The 17,592-nt window shown below is 58.0% G+C and carries 17 protein-coding genes; 8 read left to right on the top strand and 9 right to left on the bottom strand.

Annotated features, from left to right (window positions below; genetic code table 11):
* Positions 1 to 2: 2 nt before the first annotated feature.
* From ACR0M9_RS03315 to ACR0M9_RS03305, 3 genes are all read right to left on the bottom strand, one after another.
* Positions 3 to 722, bottom strand: a complete 720-nt coding sequence (locus ACR0M9_RS03315; protein ID WP_480772833.1) for a helix-turn-helix domain-containing protein — start codon at positions 720 to 722, stop codon at positions 3 to 5.
* Between the two features lie 313 nt (positions 723 to 1,035).
* Entirely contained in the window at positions 1,036 to 1,596 is a 561-nt protein-coding gene (ilvN, locus tag ACR0M9_RS03310; protein WP_209503637.1) for an acetolactate synthase small subunit, read from the bottom strand.
* A gap of 68 nt (positions 1,597 to 1,664) precedes the next feature.
* Complete coding sequence (locus ACR0M9_RS03305; RefSeq protein ID WP_480772832.1) at positions 1,665 to 3,416, bottom strand: acetolactate synthase 3 large subunit; 1,752 nt, start codon at positions 3,414 to 3,416, stop codon at positions 1,665 to 1,667.
* A gap of 69 nt (positions 3,417 to 3,485) precedes the next feature.
* Between ACR0M9_RS03305 and ACR0M9_RS03300 the strand changes: the two genes are divergently transcribed.
* Both ACR0M9_RS03300 and ACR0M9_RS03295 read left to right on the top strand, forming a co-directional pair.
* Positions 3,486 to 3,722, top strand: coding sequence for a hypothetical protein (locus tag ACR0M9_RS03300; protein ID WP_480528328.1), 237 nt, complete (start codon positions 3,486 to 3,488; stop codon positions 3,720 to 3,722).
* Positions 3,723 to 3,836: 114 nt separating this feature from the next.
* Positions 3,837 to 4,682, top strand: coding sequence for a HalD/BesD family halogenase (locus ACR0M9_RS03295; RefSeq protein ID WP_267363842.1), 846 nt, complete (start codon positions 3,837 to 3,839; stop codon positions 4,680 to 4,682).
* Between the two features lie 91 nt (positions 4,683 to 4,773).
* Here the strand turns inward: ACR0M9_RS03295 and ACR0M9_RS03290 are convergent, their stop codons facing one another.
* Together ACR0M9_RS03290 and ACR0M9_RS03285 are read right to left on the bottom strand one after the other, a co-directional pair.
* Positions 4,774 to 5,421 (bottom strand): response regulator transcription factor, encoded by a 648-nt coding sequence (locus ACR0M9_RS03290; RefSeq protein WP_267363844.1) that lies wholly within the window; start codon positions 5,419 to 5,421, stop codon positions 4,774 to 4,776.
* A complete protein-coding gene (locus tag ACR0M9_RS03285; protein WP_209503642.1) occupies positions 5,418 to 6,851 on the bottom strand; it encodes a cache domain-containing protein in 1,434 nt (477 codons plus the stop codon). Before ACR0M9_RS03285 ends, ACR0M9_RS03290 begins: the two co-directional genes overlap by 4 nt.
* Positions 6,852 to 7,096: 245 nt before the next feature.
* Here ACR0M9_RS03285 and ACR0M9_RS03280 point away from each other — a divergent pair, with 245 nt between their 5' ends.
* The 3 genes from ACR0M9_RS03280 to ACR0M9_RS03270 all read left to right on the top strand — a co-directional run bounded on the left by ACR0M9_RS03280 (position 7,097) and on the right by ACR0M9_RS03270 (position 11,600).
* Positions 7,097 to 8,179 carry a TRAP transporter substrate-binding protein gene (locus ACR0M9_RS03280; protein ID WP_209503643.1) on the top strand — a complete coding sequence of 361 codons (1,083 nt, stop codon included), beginning with the start codon at positions 7,097 to 7,099 and terminating at the stop codon, positions 8,177 to 8,179.
* Between the two features lie 122 nt (positions 8,180 to 8,301).
* Positions 8,302 to 9,228, top strand: coding sequence for a TRAP transporter small permease subunit (locus ACR0M9_RS03275; RefSeq protein ID WP_209503644.1), 927 nt, complete (start codon positions 8,302 to 8,304; stop codon positions 9,226 to 9,228).
* A gap of 17 nt (positions 9,229 to 9,245) precedes the next feature.
* Positions 9,246 to 11,600: a TRAP transporter large permease gene (locus ACR0M9_RS03270; RefSeq protein ID WP_480480486.1), complete on the top strand. Its 2,355-nt coding sequence runs from the start codon at positions 9,246 to 9,248 to the stop codon at positions 11,598 to 11,600.
* A gap of 135 nt (positions 11,601 to 11,735) precedes the next feature.
* Here ACR0M9_RS03270 and ACR0M9_RS03265 read toward each other — a convergent pair whose 3' ends face one another.
* The 4 genes from ACR0M9_RS03265 to ACR0M9_RS03250 form a co-directional block, all read right to left on the bottom strand.
* Positions 11,736 to 12,125, bottom strand: a complete 390-nt coding sequence (locus ACR0M9_RS03265) for a VOC family protein (protein ID WP_480772831.1) — start codon at positions 12,123 to 12,125, stop codon at positions 11,736 to 11,738.
* A gap of 7 nt (positions 12,126 to 12,132) precedes the next feature.
* Positions 12,133 to 12,957, bottom strand: coding sequence for an arginyltransferase (locus ACR0M9_RS03260; protein ID WP_480480490.1), 825 nt, complete (start codon positions 12,955 to 12,957; stop codon positions 12,133 to 12,135).
* 75 nt (positions 12,958 to 13,032) lie between these two features.
* Positions 13,033 to 13,464, bottom strand: coding sequence for an RDD family protein (locus tag ACR0M9_RS03255; protein WP_209596678.1), 432 nt, complete (start codon positions 13,462 to 13,464; stop codon positions 13,033 to 13,035).
* 66 nt (positions 13,465 to 13,530) lie between these two features.
* Entirely contained in the window at positions 13,531 to 13,953 is a 423-nt protein-coding gene (locus ACR0M9_RS03250) for a DUF2852 domain-containing protein (RefSeq protein WP_480558102.1), read from the bottom strand.
* 148 nt (positions 13,954 to 14,101) lie between these two features.
* On the opposite strand from ACR0M9_RS03250, the gene ACR0M9_RS03245 reads away from it, so the two are divergent.
* From ACR0M9_RS03245 to ACR0M9_RS03235, 3 genes are read left to right on the top strand one after another with little or no spacing between them, the layout of a single operon-like run.
* A complete protein-coding gene (locus ACR0M9_RS03245) occupies positions 14,102 to 14,485 on the top strand; it encodes a DUF4440 domain-containing protein (protein WP_480545449.1) in 384 nt (127 codons plus the stop codon).
* A 49-nt stretch (positions 14,486 to 14,534) separates the two neighbouring features.
* Positions 14,535 to 17,330 carry a [protein-PII] uridylyltransferase family protein gene (locus ACR0M9_RS03240; protein ID WP_480772830.1) on the top strand — a complete coding sequence of 932 codons (2,796 nt, stop codon included), beginning with the start codon at positions 14,535 to 14,537 and terminating at the stop codon, positions 17,328 to 17,330.
* Positions 17,314 to 17,586: a hypothetical protein gene (locus ACR0M9_RS03235; protein ID WP_480504821.1), complete on the top strand. Its 273-nt coding sequence runs from the start codon at positions 17,314 to 17,316 to the stop codon at positions 17,584 to 17,586. The genes ACR0M9_RS03240 and ACR0M9_RS03235 overlap by 17 nt, the downstream gene beginning before the upstream one ends.
* The last annotated feature ends 6 nt before the right edge of the window (positions 17,587 to 17,592 follow it).

The following is a 17,592-nucleotide window of genomic DNA, read 5'->3' as shown; positions in this document are numbered from 1 at the left end:
GGTCAGAGTTGCTGAGCCGGATTGTTCGTGGACAGCCGCGCAGCGGCGAAAATTGCAGCTGCATCATGCCCGAGATATTTCAGAACCACGGGCTCCGGTGCTTCAGGGGTGGCGGGGCTGATAACCGTACCCCGCCACTGAACCGCTGTTCCCGTCGGATCGGGTGAAATCATATAAACGCGACTGTTTTGACCCTCCCGCTGAGAGGTCAGCATATAGACGGAACTGCCGGTGCAGGCGACGATCCCTTGTATTTCGCGCGCTTGCGGCGTTGCCTCAGGCATCGCCGCGCGCGACACATATCCGCGTATCAATGTGCATTGGGCCTGTGGCCGGGCGTGCAGAAGGGTCATACGGTGCGAGGCCGAGACGCTTTCGATCACGGCATAAAACCCCGGAGAAAACGCAGTTCTGGCGATCATGTCCACACCTGACCCCAGAAACTCGGTCAAGGCAGTTTTCGCGGCGTGATCCTCGACCTTTTCAATTTCGTCCAGCGGCTTCAGAAGAATGCGCGCATCCACGTCGAAAAACCGACAGATGCGATCCAGAACATCTGGCCGTGGAACACTTTCGCCCGAAAGATACCTGTTGAATTGCGTGCGATTTACGCCAAGCTTGCGGCACAGTGCCGAGACTGACCGATACCTTCGTGCCAGTTGCCGCAGGTTCGCGCCAAACATCGCGCGAAGTTCAGCCGGGCTGCGAATGTCGTTGGTCATGGATGCCCACGTCTTGCTGAGATTCCTGAAAAACCATCGCAGCACTGGAACCAAGCCCCGGCGCGCAGTGAAAAATCGTACAGATTGACCCCAAGCAACGTATCCCCACGTCGCGTTGCGGCATCAAGGCTAAAGCCATAAAGCGCAATGGCAATAGGCTTTATCTAAAAATGACTGATCTTTATCTGGAAAAGACAGTTCTATGGCAAATTTAGCGCATAGAAAGGCGTTTGGGCCGTTTTTTGAAAGGCCCACCAACCTCAAATAGTGTTCCCACCTGGGGGCAAGATAATCCCCAAGGCGGGCATGTTGTTCAGTCGCCGCGCAGCAGGGCCGCCACGCCGGTACGGGCGATTTCCATCAGGCCCAGCGGGCGCATCAGGTCAGCAAAAGCGTCGATCTTGTCCGGCGCGCCGGTGATCTCGAAGATGAAAGAGTTCAGGGTGCTGTCAACCACATTGGCGCGGAAGATGTCAGCCAGGCGCAGCGCCTCGACTCGTTTGTCGCCTTCACCCACGACTTTGATAATGGCCAGTTCGCGTTCAACCGAAGGGCCTTCGACCGTCAGGTCATGCACGTCATGGACAGTCACGATCCGGCCCAGCTGCGCCTTGATCTGTTCGATCACCTGCGGTGTGCCAGTGGTGACAATGGTGATGCGGCTCAGGTGTCCTGTGTGATCCACCTCGGCCACGGTCAGGCTTTCGATGTTGTATCCGCGCCCCGAGAACAGACCGATCACACGGGCCAGGACACCGGGTTCGTTCTCGACCAGCACGGCAATGGTATGGCGTTCCTGCACGTCCGAGAAGGTAGGCCGTAGGTTATAGGCCGAATGGCGGTTGGAGCCTTTTTTGATATGTAGGGCAGACATTTATGTCCCTTTCATCATCCTGTGTTTGCCGGGCGCAACGGTCGCCCGGCGGTAATCCTCGGGCGGTATCAGACCAGAACCGAACCTTTGCTATCGATCACGCCCTGCGTTTCGGCCTCACCCAGAAGCATCTCGTTATGTGCCTTGCCCGACGGGATCATCGGGAAGCAGTTCTCGTGCTTTTCGACCAGACAGTCGAAGATCACTGGGCCGTCGTAGTTGATCATCTCCATGATCGCATCGTCCAGATCGGCGGGGTCGGAACACAGGATACCCTTGGCCCCGAAGGCCTCGGCGAGTTTGACGAAATCGGGCAGGGCCTCGGACCAGCTATGCGAATAGCGCTCGCCATGCAGCAGCTCCTGCCACTGGCGGACCATGCCGAGGCGTTCGTTGTTCAGGATGAACTGCTTGACCGGCAGGCGGTATTGAACGGCTGTGCCCATTTCCTGCATGTTCATCAGCCAAGAGGCTTCACCGGCGACGTTGATTACCAACGCGTCAGGATGTGCCATCTGCACACCGATCGAAGCCGGGAAGCCGTAGCCCATCGTGCCCAACCCGCCCGATGTCATCCAGCGGTTGGGATCTTCGAACCCAAGATATTGTGCCGCCCACATCTGATGCTGCCCAACCTCGGTCGTGATATAGCGATCATGCTTTTTCGTGAGCTCTTCAAGACGTTGCAGCGCGTATTGCGGTTTGATCGACTTTTCGCTGTTGGTGTAGGACAGACAGTTGATCTTGCGCCATTCAGAGATCTGCGCCTGCCATTTCTTGACGGCTGCCGCATCGGTCTTGCGCCCGCGTGACTTCCACACCTTCAGAATGTCTTCCAGTACATGCGCCACGTCGCCGACAATCGGGATGTCCACACGGATGACCTTGTTGATCGAAGACGGATCAATATCGATATGGGCTTTCTTCGACTTTGGAGAGAACGCGTCGATGCGCCCGGTGATCCGGTCGTCGAACCGTGCGCCGATGTTGATCATCAGGTCACAGCCATGCATCGCAAGGTTCGCCTCGTAGAGGCCATGCATCCCCAGCATCCCCAACCAGTTTTCGCCCGACGCCGGATAGGCACCCAGACCCATCAGGGTTGAGGTGATCGGGAAGCCCGTGGAATCCACCAACTCGCGCAGCAACTGGCTGGCTGCGGGGCCAGAGTTGATGACACCACCACCCGTGTAGAAAACTGGTTTCTTGGCTTTTTCAATGGCTGCAACAAGTTCGTTGATTTCCTCCAGATCGCCTTTCAGCACTGGCTGGTAATGCGAGGTCGAAGGTTTGGGACTGTTGTATTCACCCGTGGCAAACTGCACATCCTTGGGAATGTCGATCAGAACCGGGCCGGGACGGCCCGACTTGGCCACATGGAACGCCTCGTGCAGCGTTTCGGCCAGCGAATTCGTGTCCTTTACCAGCCAGTTATGCTTGGTGCAGGGGCGGGTGATGCCAACGGTGTCGGCTTCCTGAAAGGCATCCGATCCGATCATGAAGGTCGGGACCTGCCCGGTCAGAACCACAATCGGAATCGAATCCAGCAACGCATCAGTCAGGCCAGTAACGGCGTTTGTGGCACCGGGACCAGAGGTTACAAGCGCAACACCCGGCTTACCGGTCGACCGCGCATAGCCTTCGGCGGCGTGGATCGCACCCTGTTCGTGACGCACCAGAATGTGGCGAATGTCGTTTTGCAGAAAGATCTCGTCATAGATCGGTAGGACGGCGCCACCGGGGTATCCGAAAACCGTGTCCACGCCCTGATCCTTGAGGGCCTGAACCACCATCTTTGCGCCGGTCATCTCACGTGTCATCTGCTTTGCTCCGTTCGCGACATGTGTCTTGCGTTTGACAAAAAAAAGCCCCCGAATTTTCGGAGGCGCATGGGTTCGATTATGGTTTACCGTTACCGGCCCATGCGCGTGGTTCCTACGATTACGACTAGCGTTCTCATCGCCAGAGGCTCCTTTTTGCTTGGAGGGGACATTATGGTCGGGGGGGAGGAGCGTCAACAGGCAAATCCACCAATTTTCTATCTCAATGGCGGTATTTTGCGAAATTTTGTTGCGCAGATTGCCGCATGCCGGGAATTTCCGGGAAAAGGGCAGTCGTTTTCCTGAGGGCGGGACAAGTATGAAGGTCTGAATGCGTCAGGCCGATGTCTGAAACTGGCATGATCCGGTGTTTTGTCTGGGTCACGCTGACCTTGTGGTCGCAAACGAGGGAGGCGGAGCATGTTACAGGACCTGGTAGATCTGGGACGATATCCGATCGATCGCCCGGATTCGCCAGCTTACAGGCGATTGATCGAGGATTTGCGGCGCGAGTTGGAACAGGACGGATGTGCGGTTCTACCGGGTTTCGCACATGCACAGGGGATCGAGCTTTTGGTGCAAGAGGCAGACGAGGTGGCGCCCAATGCACACCGGTCTTTCAATCGTACAAATGCCTATTTCACCAAAGACGACCCACGGTTCGACGCCGCCCATCCGATCAGACGGTTCTATGACCGTTCGAACGCGTTTGTTCCTGCCGACAATTTTGCGCAGTCCGGTCCTTTGCGCAGGATTTACGAGTTTAGCGGATTTCTTCCCTTCATTCGGGATGCGCTGGATGAGCCTGAGGACCGCTTCTTTCGTTACGACGACCCGTTGGCGGACGTGATCATCAATGTCGTGGAAGAGGGGCAGGGCTTTCCCTGGCATTTCGACACCAACAACTACACCGTGACACTAGCGATCCAGAATGGCGAGCAGGGCGGTGCATTCGAATACGCGCCCAATCTGCGCTCAGCCGAGGATGAGAATTTCGATCAGGTCGCTTCGGTTCTGGATGGAAACACGGCGCGTGTTCATCGGCTGGAATTGCGACCTGGGGACTTGCAGATATTCAAAGGCCGCTATTCTCTGCACAGGGTCGCACCGGTCAAGGGCACGCGGCGGCGGTATGTGGGTATCTTTTCATTTGTCGAGGCCGAAGGCATGTGCGGCGGGATCGAACGGACGCAGCAGCTTTATGGACGCGTGTTGCCGCATCATTATGAGCGTGAGGGTTTGCGAAAGGATCAGTTGCTGGATTGAAGGGGCACTACCGGAGGTGAACGCTCCCGCCCGCCGTCAACGCGCCTGTGGCGCGTCTTCTCTGGTTGGGCCGGGCAGCGCTGCGCAAGGATCAGAAACCGACCCCGGTGCCTTGCAGCATGCCATGTTCCAGCGCGTAGCGGGTCAGCCCGGCAGTCGAGGAAATTCCCAGTTTGCGCTTGATGTTCTTGCGATGCGTTTCAACCGTGCGCACCGAGATATCCAGCTTTTGCGCAACCTCTTTGTTTGATTTGCCCTGCGCCAGTTCCAGCAGAATTGTTTGCTCGCGCCCTGTCAGCGCCTCGCGTGCGTTGTCGCCTTTGGGTTTCAGGGACCCACTGGCACCGGTGCACAGATACTGCTCACCCCGCATGACCGCATCGATGGCCTGCTTGATCTCTTCGGTTGGGACATCTTTGAGAACATAGCCTTTTGCGCCGTGGCTGAGCGCGGTCGAAATGTATTCGGGGCTGTCATGCATCGACAGGATCAGGATGCGCGTATCGGGCAGGCGTTCCAGAATGATCTCCGTGGCGCTGAGACCACCGAGGCCAGGCATGTTCAGGTCCATCAGGATGACATCCGGGGCGAGGCCAACCGCCTGATCCACCGCGGCCTGACCGCTGCCGAGTGTTCCAACCACTTCGATATCGTCGTAGCTTTCAAGGATCGACTGAATGCCCTCGGCCACCATGGGATGATCGTCGACAATTAGAACTCGGATGTTTTTGGCGCTCATGTACCGGCCTTTCGGTTCGGAGTTGCGTCTTCCTGCGGTGGCAACAGGTGGCTCAGCGGCAGACTGGCCTCGATCACTGTTCCGCCGCGCGGCCCGCGTGATGACAGAATACGCAGCGATCCGTCAAGTTGTTCAATTCGTTCCTGCATGTTGCGCAGGCCGATGCCGGTGGTCGGGGTCCCTGATTCTGCGCGCAACCCACGGCCATTGTCGGTGATCCGCATGGTTGCGCCTTTCTTGTGGCCGCGCAGATCAATCGTAACATAAGAGGCATCCGCGTGGCGTTCGATATTTGTCAGCGCCTCTTGTGCGATGCGATAAAGCGCGATCTTGCTGTCCTGATCCAGCCGGTTTCGGAAAACGACGGTGGAAAATTCGGTCTCGATCCCGGTTCGTTCGCGAAAATCGTCGGTCAGAGCCTTCAGCGCAGGTCCAAGGCCAAGGTCGTCCAGCACGCCGGGGCGCAGGTCGCGGCTGATGCGGCGCACCTCGGTGATGGCGGTGCGAAGATGGTCGATGCCTTTGTCCAGCGGATCGCGCGCACCTGCATCATCGCCGCGCAACAGACGGCGGCGCGCATTGTCCAGCGCATAGCGTACACCCACAAGGATCTGGCTGATGCCATCATGCAGTTCGCGGGCAACCCGGCCGCGTTCCTCTTCCTGCGCGTCGAAGACACGTTGCGTCAGTTCCTTCAGCTTGGCATCCGCCAACCGTCGCTCGCGAATGTTCAGCAACATGCCCGAGGCAAAGACAATCAGAACGGCGGCAACAACAATGGCGCCGATATACATGAAGGTGCGTTGCACGCGGGCCTCGACCTCGGCTCTTGCGTTGGCGACCGTGGCGACAATGTCGTCAATGAAGACCCCGGTACCCACGACCCAGCGCCAGTCCTGCAACCCGACGACATAGGCGATCATTTGCGCCTCATCCCCGGTCGAGGGTTTTTCCCACATGAAGCTGTGCCACCCGGCCCCCTGACGGGCGAGGCGAATGAACTCGTCAACGATGGGCGTGCCATCGCTGTCGGTCAGACCTTCCCAGTTGCGGTTGATAAATTGTGTCTGACGGGGGCTGACCAGATTGTTGCCATCATAGTCGTAAACAAAAAAGAACCCGTCCTGCCCATAGATCATTGCCGAGAGTATCTGCGAGACAAGGTTCTTTGATACCTCGTCATCCGGTTCAGCGCGGCCATAGATATAGGCAAAACCATTGCGCGCCTGCGTCACGTAGTTGCGCAGTTCTTCTTTCTTGGCTTCTATCAGGCTGCGCTCCAGGGCTTCGATCTCGCGCTCGGCGGTCGCACGTGCCTCATAGGCTACAAGCACAGCGATTGCGGCCACGGCCACAACCAGCGGGATTGCGGCCACCAGCGACAGTTTCTGCGCATAGGTCAGCGAGACCAGATGTCGAAGTCTTTGCATGGACGAATCGATACGCAAGCGGCGGCAAAAATGCAAAAAGATTGGCGTTGGTCTGTGAAATTCCGGTATTTGGGCCGTTTTTGTTGGAGTTTTCGTTCGGAAATTTCACCGCATCCCCAAAAGAAATCGATTCTCTACGCAGTAGTAGGTATTCCCTTTCGCTTCGCTCACATTAGGCTGACGCGCACTGAATGCGACAGGTCCGGTTCTGCCGGATCGTGACTATGAAGGGGAGGAACACTCATATGGATCGTCGTTCATTTCTGAAAAAATCCGCGCTGGGCGGCTCGGCAGCTGCAGCAACCGCTCTGGCGGCTCCGGCCTATGCGCAGGGACAGCGCACACTGACCATGGTGACCTCGTGGGGTCGTGGTCTGGCTGGCGTGTTTGACAGCGCGCAGCGTTGTGCCGACAGCATCAACGCGATGTCGGATGGCAGCCTGAATGTCGAGATCAAAGCGGCAGGCGAACTGGTTGGCGCGTTCGAGGTGTTTGACGCGGTGTCGTCCGGTCAGGCCGACATGTATCACGCCGCTGACTATTACTTTGTCGGTCAGCACCCGGGCTATGCGTTCTTTACGGCCGTGCCCTTCGGCATGACCGCACAGGAACTGGTGAACTGGTACTATCATGACGGCGGTATGGAGCTGCATGATGAGCTGGGCGAAATCTTTGGCCTGAAGTCCTTCTTGGCCGGTAACACCGGTGCGCAGGCGGGCGGCTGGTTCTCGAAAGAGATCAACAGCCCCGAAGACTTCAATGGTCTGAAGTTCCGTATGCCCGGTCTGGGCGGTAAAGCACTGGGCAAACTGGGCGCGTCCGTTCAGAACATCCCCGGTTCTGAAGTGTATCAGGCGCTGTCGTCCGGCGCGATTGACGGAACCGAGTGGATCGGACCCTGGGCCGATGAAAAAGCGGGCTTCCAGGAAATCACCAAGACCTACTACACCGCGGGCTTCCACGAGCCGGGCGCAGGTCTGTCGCTGGCAACCAACCGCGACGTGTTCAATGAACTGACCCCGGCCCAGCAGAAGATCATCGAGATCGCTGCCGCAGAAGCACACCAGTGGAACCTGGCGCAGTTCCTGGCCAACAATGGTGCAGCGCTGCAGCGCCTGCAGGCCGGTGGCGTCAAGGTCCTGGAATTCCCCGACAGTGTCTGGGATGCGTTCGGCAAGGCCAGCCAGGAAGTTCTGGACGAGAACATGAGCGATGAGCTGTTCAAGAAGATCCACGACAGCGCGATGTCGTCGATGGCGGCTTCGTCGGCATGGAACAACCTGTCGTCGGGTGTCTACACCGCACAGCGTGACCGTGTTCGCGGCTAAGCCTTCCTGATCAAAGAAAAAGCGGTTTCCCCGCGCCTTGCGGGGAAGCCTTTCCCGTTGCGTGAAGGGACTTGGGCAAGCCACAATAGGCCTGCGCGCAACTGAGACGACCTGGGGACAACATGCAGGACGAAAACGGTATCTCGTTCTTCGGCGCCCTGTGGAATGGACTGGTCTGGTTCATTCAGAACATTGCCGAAGCCTTCTATAATTTCGGATATGCGGTCACGCATCCGCAGCTCTGGCTGGACTGGTCTGACAAGGCGTCGATCATGCGCTTTGTCTATTACGGCGGCTCGGTCGAGTTCTTCTTTGTGGTGTTCACCTTCTTTTTGGTTCTGACAGCCGTCGGGTTGTATTATCGGAACTTCATGTGGGCCATCGTGCGCGGCCTGGAAGGTTTTGCAAACACCACCGGGCGGTTCTTTGCCTGGGCGGGTCTGCTGATGGTGATTCAGCAGATCGTCATCGTATTCATGCAACGGGTCTTTACCCGTCCTGATATGTCCTTCGGTCTGGGAATACCGTTCCAGATGGATATCAGCTGGTTCGCGGAAGAGCTGAAACTGTATAACGCCATGGTTGTTTGTCTGTGTTGTACCTACACATTTGTGCAGGGCGGGCATGTGCGCGTTGATCTGATCTATGCCGGTATCAGCCACCGCGCCAAGCGTGTGGTCGATATGTGCGGTGCGTTGCTGTTCATGATGCCAATGGCGGTGCTGACCTGGATGTACGGCTGGTTCTTCCTGTGGCGTCACCTGATCGTGCCGAACCCTTCGGCCAGTGACGCGCTGGACCGTCTGGTGGCCAAATCCCGCGCCTTGCGCTGGAACGTGGAAACCATCGGGTTCAGCCCCAACGGGTTCAATGCCTACTTCCTGTTCAAGATCCTTCTGGTGGCGTTTGCGGCCATGGTGTTCCTGCACGCCATCGCGTTTTTGTACCGGTCGTATCTGGAATACGTGGAAGGACCGGACAGCGTTGGAAAATACCTCGACAAGGACAGCCTTGGTGAGGGCGAAGAAGCCTATGAAGGCGCGCATTAAGGGCGGAGACAAAGACAATGCTATTCGGACTTGATGGCGTCGAGATAGGCCTTATTATCGTATTCTTTTGCCTTTTCGGGGGCATTCTTTCCGGCTTTCCGGTGGCTTTTGCCATCGGCGGGGCAGGGATTATATCCTTTGGCATCATCGCCGCGCTGGACAGTGCGGGGTTGCTGATCCACCAGGCGATTGACGTTGGATCGCAAAGTTATCGGGACCTTGTGAATTCCGGGATCAAGCCGGACACCATATCGGTGTTCCGATACCCGGATTTGCCAAGGCTCGCCGAACCGGTTTTTGCCTCGGGCTGGGAAACCGCGCTGGACCGCAACGTGTCGTTCATCGTGAACCGCATGAACGAGCGGGTTCTGGCCGGTCAATCCATCGAGACCCTTCTGGCCGTGCTCATGTTTGTTCTGATGGGCATCACGCTGGAACGTTCAAAGATTGCCAACGATCTTCTGACGACGATGGCACGTGTTTTTGGCCCACTTCCGGGTGGTCTGGCCGTGTCGATCGTGGTTGTGGGGGCGTTCCTTGCGGCTTCGACCGGTATCGTTGGCGCGACCGTTGTGACGATGGGCCTGCTGGCGCTTCCAACCATGTTGCGCAACAACTATTCGCCGGAACTGGCGACCGGTGTGATCGCGGCATCGGGCACCTTGGGGCAAATCATTCCACCGTCGATCGTGATCGTCCTGCTGGGCACATTGGCGGGGGATCTGTATTCGACAGCGCAGGAAACCCGGGCTGTTGAAGCCGGTTGTACCGACGCGCTGACCTATCTGGGTGAGCCTGCGGTTGTCTCGGTCGGGACATTGTTCCAGGCTGCGCTGTTGCCAGGGATCATGCTGGCGCTGCTCTATGCGCTCTATGCCTTTGGTTATGCATTGCTGAATCCACACAAAGCGCCCGCTGTGGCTGTGTCCGGTGGTTCCGGGGAACCCATTACGCGGTCAGAAGGCCTGACATGGTTGCTGGGTGCGCCTGTAGCCCTGATCGTCGGTGCGGTCCTTTTGGGCAATGTCGGTGTGATCGGAAGCCAGAATATCTCGGTCTCGGCCTTCTCGGATATCGGCGAGGGTGCGTCGCTGAGGACCAACGTTTCGGCAGAGTGCAAGGCGTCGATGATCGATCTGCACGGGCAAGTTGCCTGGGATCAGGCTGTTGCCGAGCAGGAGGCCATTGATGCCGCTGGCGGCACAACCGAAGCGCATCGCCTGACAGAAGAGGAACTGGCTGCTGAACAACAAAAAAGGATTGCCGACGCGGCGCCGATCGGCACTGGAGTGGCGGTTACCCTTGTTCTGCTTGGTCTGACCCTGGTTCTCGGCCGTGGTATCGCACCGTCGCGGTCACCGCAGCCGCTGATCCTTGGCGCGATCGGGCTGTTGCTGATGGCACTGGTCGATATCCTGATGATATCGCCGACCACATCCTCTGGCGTGACTTTCGTGCTGCTCGCCCTGCCGTTCGCGCTGGCCATGTATGGTTGCAAAGAGGCTGCGGCCCGCTGTGCCACAAACGATCTGATCCGCGTGGTCTTCCCGCCGCTTGTTCTGATCATAGCGGTGCTGGGCTCGATCCTGGGAGGTGTCACCAATCCGACACCAGCGGCTGCGCTGGGCGCGGGTGGCGCGATCATGCTGGCGGCCTATCGCAAGCTGCAGGATCAGGGCCGTTCGGGCAAAGTGGTCATCTGGTCGACCTTCGCCGTTGTCATTGCACTGCTGATGGGGGTCAACTTTGACCTGCGTATCAATCAAGGCAGTGTGACGGTGGAAACCTGGATCGCCTTCATCATTGCTTATGCGGCCTATCTGTACGCCCTGTTCGGGCTGCTGTACGGATGCTGGGTGCTCTATTCCAGCGGTGTTTTGACCCCGGTGGTGCGTGAGACAGCCAAAGTGACCTCGATGGTGTTCACCATCCTGATCGGATCGCAGTTGCTGAACCTCGTGGTGATTTCATTCGGAGGGGAGCATTATATCCAGCAATTCCTGAAGAGCTTTGACAACGAGTTCACGGTTTTCCTGATCGTGATGCTGGTGCTGTTCATTCTGGGGTTCGTGCTGGATTTCCTCGAGATCATCTACATCGTGATCCCCATCGTGGGCCCGGTGATCTATGGCGGCTCGTTCGATCCGAAATGGGTCACGATCATGGTGGCGGTGAACCTTCAGACGTCCTTCCTGACGCCACCTTTCGGGTTTGCGTTGTTCTACCTTCGAGGGGTTGCGCCGAAAGAGGTCACAACAGGCCATATTTATCGCGGGATCGTTCCGTTTGTTCTGATCCAGGTGATGGGGATCGCGATCTTGTGGTTCTTCCCGACGATTGTCACGATCGTTCCGGACCTGATGCCAAACTGATCCGATCCGGAAGGGAATATTGCAAAGGGGGCCGGTTGGCCCCCTTTTTCTGTTTGTTTCGGGCAAGGGGCCAGCCCCTTCTTGGCCTGCGGCCAATTCATCCCCGGGATATTTTTGGCCAGATGAAGATTCGGATCAGGTGAACTGGATCAGGTCCCAGCGATTGCCGAAGGGATCACCCCAGATTGCGACAATGCCATAAGGTTCGTGACGGGGCTCTTCTTCGAAATGGACATCCCCGGCGCGCATATCTGCGTGGTCACGATAAAAGTCATCGGTTTGCAGGAAGAACCCAACGCGCCCGCCGGTCTGGTTGCCTATGGCGGCGGTTTGTTCGGGTCCGTCAGCCTTTGCCAGAAGAAGACAGCCGCTATCCGAACCGGGAGGCGCGACCAGAACCCAGCGCTTGCCATTGCCGAGGTCTATGTCCTTGATAAGTTGGAAGCTGAGCGTCTTTGTATAAAACAAGATGGCGTCGTCGTAATCCGGCACCACAAGGGTGACGGCATGCAGGCTTTGTTTCATCGCGCGGTCAGCCTTTGGTCGGGTGCCGGTCAGGGAGCTGGATATTGGCGACCTGTTCGGCGATTGGCGGCGCCGACAAGGGGTGATGCGATGTGCCGGTATAGGCATCCGGATCACTGATTTTTTGCCAGCCCCCCTGAATATAGGCCTCGAGCCCTGAAAACTTGGCTTTGTAGCCCATCTTGGGGCTGCCGGGGACCCAGTACCCCAGATAGATATAGGGCAGGCCCGCCTCACGTGCGATGTCGATATGGTCGAGGATCATGTAGGTGCCGAGTGAGTTTTGCGGCTGTTCCGGGTCGTAGAAAGAATAGACCATACTTAGCCCGTCATCGAGCACATCGGTCAGGCTGACGGCGATCAACTCGCCCGTTTCAGGATCGGCATATTCCACAACGCGGCTGCGGATCGGTGTTTCCTCGATCATCGCGGCGAATTCGAAAACATCCATGTCAGCCATGCCGCCATCGGCGTGACGGGTATCAAGATAGCGGCGGAACAGCTCGTATTGCTCATCCGTGGCCCATGGCGAGGTTGCGCGGCGTTCCAGGTAACCATTCCGCCTTGCTGCGCGCTTCTGGCTTTTGGTCGGCCGGAAGGCTGAAACATCGATCCGGGCCGACAGGCAGGCTGCGCAATCCGTACACGAAGGACGGTAGAGTACATTCTGAGACCGGCGAAATCCTTGTTGAGACAGGGAGTTGTTCAGCTGTTCAGCCCCTTCGCCTTGCAGGGCGGTGAACAGTTTACGTTCCATCCTGCCGCCAAGATAAGGGCAGGGCTGCGGTGCCGTGACATAGAATTGTGGCGCAATTGGCAGCGTATGTCGCATGAAATCCCCATCCAACCTCGGGAGGGATGATAGCAACCGTTCCCGAGACCGCCAAGTGTTTCACGCAACCTTGCGTCAGGCCCGTTGGTTGATCATCACGGTGCCCAGAAAACTGTCGGTCAGACCCTGGCCACGGGCGCTGGTCATCATCATGATGACCGAGATGATCTGGACCACGGGAAAGGCCATGCTGACAAAATAGCCGGCAGTGTGGGCAAGCGCCTTGCCCAGGTCCATTCGTTCTCCGAACGCGTCACGCAGCTCGATCCCCATAAAGCGCATACCCAGCGTGGCTGAGCCGTTGGCGATGGTCACCACCCGGTAGACGAAACTGACAACGGCGTAGATCAGGGCCAGGAAAAACAGACCCAGAAACGCAGTAAAGAGGATTGCCACCGTGCAAAGCAGCGAAATGAAGGCGATATCGAACAGCCAGGCGACAAAGCGTTTGGTTGTCACGGAACGATAGAAATCGGGTTGGGTGTCCGGGTTGGGCAGATGGTTCATTCGATAGGTCCGAAAAACTGGGGTGGGGGCACCCTGTCCCGAAACACCGGGGCAGGGCAAGGTCAATCAGGCGGGCTCGCCCTTGCCTTCTTCGTCATGGTTCTCGCGGGCGCGTTCATCCATGAATTGGTCGAATTCGGCCTTGTCCTTGGCGTCACGCAGGCGGCGCAAAAATGCTTCGAAATCCTGTTGTTCGCGTTCCAGGCGGGCCAGTGTATCTGCTTTGTAGGCGTCAAAGGCGCTGTTGCCCGAGGGCTTCATTGCACTCATGTGGCTGTGCCAGGATTTGCGGCGGTTGCAGGATTTGCTGAACATGCGTTTGCTCCAGATCATATAGGCCAGCAGGGCAAGGCCAACGGGCCAGAAGAAGATAAATCCAAGAACCATGGCGGCGATCCAGGCCCCTTTGCCTTTGTCGTCCAGCCAGGCTTCGGTTCGATAAAGCCATCCCGGATTCGCGGGGACGGCGGGGTCGGACAATGCGGTCATTTGAGCTCTCCAGGGTTGATGTAAACTCTATTCACATTGCATAGATGGGGTATCGTTTGGTTGGGTGCAAGGGGTAATGTGAAAAAGATTTACATTAAGCAATCCGGTTGACGTTTCAGGATCTGGCTCGCAGGTTCTGGGTATGGATATGACGGACAACAAAGCTGCCCCTGCACTAAAGGACATTCTTGAACTGGAAACGCAGGTCTGGGTGGCGCTGGTTGAAGGCGATGCAAGCGCCGACCGCGCCTTGCTGAGCGCGGATTTTCTGGGCGTTTATCCCACGGGTTTTGCCAATCGGGACGATCACGTCGGGCAATTTGCAGATGCGCCAACGATGGCCGAGTTTGATCTGAGTGATGCCCGGTTACGCATTCTGACCCCGGATATCGTCTTGTTGTCCTACCGTGCCGACTACCTGCGCCCGGGCGCAGATCGGCGCGAGGCAATGCTGATTTCATCTTTGTGGGAAAGAAGAAACGACGTTTGGATCAACAGCTTCAGTCAGGATACGCCGGTTCAGGTAACCTGATCAGAATACCCCATTGACGATTACGCGCCGCAATGCGCAGGGTGCGCGCATGACTGACGCTCTTGCCATTACCCGCCTTCCGCGTGCGTTTGATCCGTCTCTGGGCGATGAAACCCGCGCTCTGATACCTGATCTGTCGCAGGAGATGGGAGAGCTGGTGGCGGGAACAGCCGGGTCCAGCCCATATCTGAAAGGCCTGATCGAGCGTGAAAGGGAATGGCTGCCTGATGCCATAATGCGCCCGGATCAGGCTCTGTCTGAAGTCATGGCGGATGCGCGTGAGCTGCCGCCGGATCAGCTGAAATCCGGATTGCGGCAGGCCAAGCGGCGTGTGGCGTTGTTGACCGCGCTTGCCGACATTGCAGGTGCCTGGCCGCTTGAGAAAGTCACCGCGGCGCTGACCGATTTCGGAGCACTGGCCGCGGATGTTGCGGCCAAGGCCGAGATCGCCATGTTGATCCGGCGCAACAAATTGCCGGGTATGACCGAGGATGCTATCGAAACTGCCGCCGGGATGGTCATTCTGGCCATGGGCAAGATGGGCGCGCATGAGCTGAACTACAGCTCGGATATCGATCTGATTGTGCTGTTTGATGAGACACGGTTTGACCCGGATGACTTCTACGAGGCCCGGCAGGGCATGGTGCGGGCAACGCGGAACTTCTGCGCGACACTCAGCGACAAGACTGCCGATGGCTATGTTTTCCGTACAGATCTGAGGCTGAGGCCAGACCCCGCCGTAACACCGGTTTGCATGGCAATGGAGGCCGCTGAACGGTACTACGAAAGCCTTGGCCGCACATGGGAACGCGCGGCATATATCAAGGCCCGCCCCTGCGCCGGAGACTTGGCCGCGGGGCAGCGGTTTCTGGACAGTCTGCGCCCTTTTGTCTGGCGTCGCCATCTGGATTTTGCCGCCATTCAGGACGCGCATGATATGCGTCTTCGGATTCGCGAAAACAAAGGTACGGGCGGGGCCTTGTCGATCCCCGGCCACGACATGAAGCTGGGGCAGGGCGGTATTCGCGAGATCGAGTTCTTCACCCAGACCCGTCAGCTGATCGCAGGTGGTCGCGATCCGGATTTGCGGGTGCGCGGAACGGTTCCGGGGCTGGCGGCGTTGGCGTCAAAAGGCTGGGTGCCGCAGGATGTCGCGGATAAATTGACCGATCATTACCGGGCACATCGCGAAGTCGAACACCGCATTCAGATGGTTCATGATGCACAGACGCATAAGGTTCCGAAATCACCGGAAGGCATTGAACGCATCGCCTGTTTGATAGGGATCGGCAGCGATGAACTGAAACAGGACGTGAAAAACCGCCTGACCGAAGTGCACGAACTGACTGAAGGATTTTTTGCGCCTGGACCCGGTCCTGCACCTGTGGCGGCGCAGGATGTGGAATTTGACCAGAGTGTTCTGGCCCGGTGGACGACCTATCCGGCCTTAAGGTCCCAGCGCGGGTCGCGGATATTCGAACGGTTGCGGCCCGAGCTGCTGTCGCGTCTTGCCAAGACCGCCAAACCGGAAGAGGCGTTGATGGCGCTGGATGGGTTTCTGTCTGGCCTTCCCGCCGGGGTGCAGCTGTTTTCCTTGTTCGAGGCCAATCCGCAACTGATCGACCTACTGGTCGATATCGTTGGCACGTCTCACGCTCTGGCCTCGCATCTGTCGCGCAATGCCTCGGTTTTCGACGCGGTGATCGGCGGCAGTTTCTTTGCCGATTGGCCAGGGCAGAAGGAATTGCAGGTCGAACTGGCCCGTGCGCTGGCGGAAGAGTCTGACTATGAAACCCGGCTCGACTTTGCGCGGCGCTGGTGTAAGGAATGGCATTTCCGGGTCGGCGTCCACCACTTGCGGGGTCTGATCGACGGGGCACAGGCAGGCCGACAATATGCAGAGCTTGCACAATTGGTGATTGCCGCCATCCTGCCCTATGTTACCGAGAATTTCGCCCGCAAACACGGGCCCGCCCCGGGACGCGGAGCGGCGGTGTTGGGCATGGGATCGCTGGGCGCAGGACGGATCAATTCGCAATCCGATCTGGACATGATTGTGATCTATGACCCGCAGGATAAGGACATGTCCGATGGTCCGCGCCCTCTGGCCACGCGCACCTACTACGCGCGGTTCACGCAGGCGCTGATCACCGCACTTTCGGCTCCGATGTCTCAGGGGCGGCTGTATGAGGTTGACATGCGCCTGCGCCCGTCCGGCAATCAGGGGCCGGTCGCCACCAGTTGGGCCAGCTTTACCAATTATCAGCAGAATGAGGCCTGGGTATGGGAACATCTGGCCCTGACCCGTGCTCATGTCGTTGCGGGTGATGCCGGTTTGGCAAATGATATCGAAGCGTTCCGCGCCGGGTTTCTGTCGCGCCCACGCGAGCGGGACAAGGTTTTGCGCGAAGTCGCCGAGATGCGAACGCGTCTGGCCGCGGCCAAGGCACCCGCCGGGATCTGGGATGCTAAAAACGGGCCCGGCCGCCTGATGGATATCGAACTGATGGCCGAAACCGGAGCCTTGCTGGCAGGGACTACGGCACGCGATGTGTCCTCAGGCCTCGATGGTGCCGTCGCTACCGGATTGCTGGATGTCGCGCAGGCGCAATCCCTGAAAGACTGCTACAGCCTATGCTGGTCGGTGCAATGTGCGGCCCGGCTTCTTTCGGGCAAGGTCATCGAGGCGGAACAGATCGGTGAAGGAGGTGTGGATTTCCTGTGCCGCGCCACCGGGTTTAAACAGGTCGATGCACTGCAACGGGCATTACAGAAGAGTTACACAACCGCGGCCGACCTGATCGGCAGCGTGATCCAAGAGGGCGAAAATGGCACGCAGCACTGATCCCAATGACCACAAAGGTCTGATCCAGGAAGCCTATCGCATCGAAGGCATCACCTTGCCGGAATGCCGCAGCATATTTCTGGACTGGGCGCTCAGCCTGCCCGAAGAGCGTGACCAGAACACGGCGCTGACCGAGTTGCATGCGGCATACGCGCTGCACAGCCCGGACCATCCCATGACTCAGGTTCTGTCCGAGGGCCTTCAGGCGGCCCAAACCCCGAAACGACGTGGAGGCTGGCGCTCTCGGAACCGCTAGGGCTTT

The organism is Ruegeria sp. CH2 (assembly GCF_056537065.1).
This window is presented reverse-complemented; position numbering and strand designations above follow the sequence as displayed.

Bases quoted from the DNA above. Each gene is read 5' to 3' on its own strand.
- ACR0M9_RS03315 (WP_480772833.1), bottom strand. From the start codon at position 722: ATGACCAACGACATTCGCAGCCCGGCTGAACTTCGCGCGATGTTTGGC.
- ilvN (WP_209503637.1), bottom strand. From the start codon at position 1,596: ATGTCTGCCCTACATATCAAAAAAGGCTCCAACCGCCATTCGGCCTAT.
- ACR0M9_RS03305 (WP_480772832.1), bottom strand. From the start codon at position 3,416: ATGACACGTGAGATGACCGGCGCAAAGATGGTGGTTCAGGCCCTCAAG.
- ACR0M9_RS03300 (WP_480528328.1), top strand. From the start codon at position 3,486: ATGGGTTCGATTATGGTTTACCGTTACCGGCCCATGCGCGTGGTTCCT.
- ACR0M9_RS03295 (WP_267363842.1), top strand. From the start codon at position 3,837: ATGTTACAGGACCTGGTAGATCTGGGACGATATCCGATCGATCGCCCG.
- ACR0M9_RS03290 (WP_267363844.1), bottom strand. From the start codon at position 5,421: ATGAGCGCCAAAAACATCCGAGTTCTAATTGTCGACGATCATCCCATG.
- ACR0M9_RS03285 (WP_209503642.1), bottom strand. From the start codon at position 6,851: ATGCAAAGACTTCGACATCTGGTCTCGCTGACCTATGCGCAGAAACTG.
- ACR0M9_RS03280 (WP_209503643.1), top strand. From the start codon at position 7,097: ATGGATCGTCGTTCATTTCTGAAAAAATCCGCGCTGGGCGGCTCGGCA.
- ACR0M9_RS03275 (WP_209503644.1), top strand. From the start codon at position 8,302: ATGCAGGACGAAAACGGTATCTCGTTCTTCGGCGCCCTGTGGAATGGA.
- ACR0M9_RS03270 (WP_480480486.1), top strand. From the start codon at position 9,246: ATGCTATTCGGACTTGATGGCGTCGAGATAGGCCTTATTATCGTATTC.
- ACR0M9_RS03265 (WP_480772831.1), bottom strand. From the start codon at position 12,125: ATGAAACAAAGCCTGCATGCCGTCACCCTTGTGGTGCCGGATTACGAC.
- ACR0M9_RS03260 (WP_480480490.1), bottom strand. From the start codon at position 12,957: ATGCGACATACGCTGCCAATTGCGCCACAATTCTATGTCACGGCACCG.
- ACR0M9_RS03255 (WP_209596678.1), bottom strand. From the start codon at position 13,464: ATGAACCATCTGCCCAACCCGGACACCCAACCCGATTTCTATCGTTCC.
- ACR0M9_RS03250 (WP_480558102.1), bottom strand. From the start codon at position 13,953: ATGACCGCATTGTCCGACCCCGCCGTCCCCGCGAATCCGGGATGGCTT.
- ACR0M9_RS03245 (WP_480545449.1), top strand. From the start codon at position 14,102: ATGACGGACAACAAAGCTGCCCCTGCACTAAAGGACATTCTTGAACTG.
- ACR0M9_RS03240 (WP_480772830.1), top strand. From the start codon at position 14,535: ATGACTGACGCTCTTGCCATTACCCGCCTTCCGCGTGCGTTTGATCCG.
- ACR0M9_RS03235 (WP_480504821.1), top strand. From the start codon at position 17,314: ATGGCACGCAGCACTGATCCCAATGACCACAAAGGTCTGATCCAGGAA.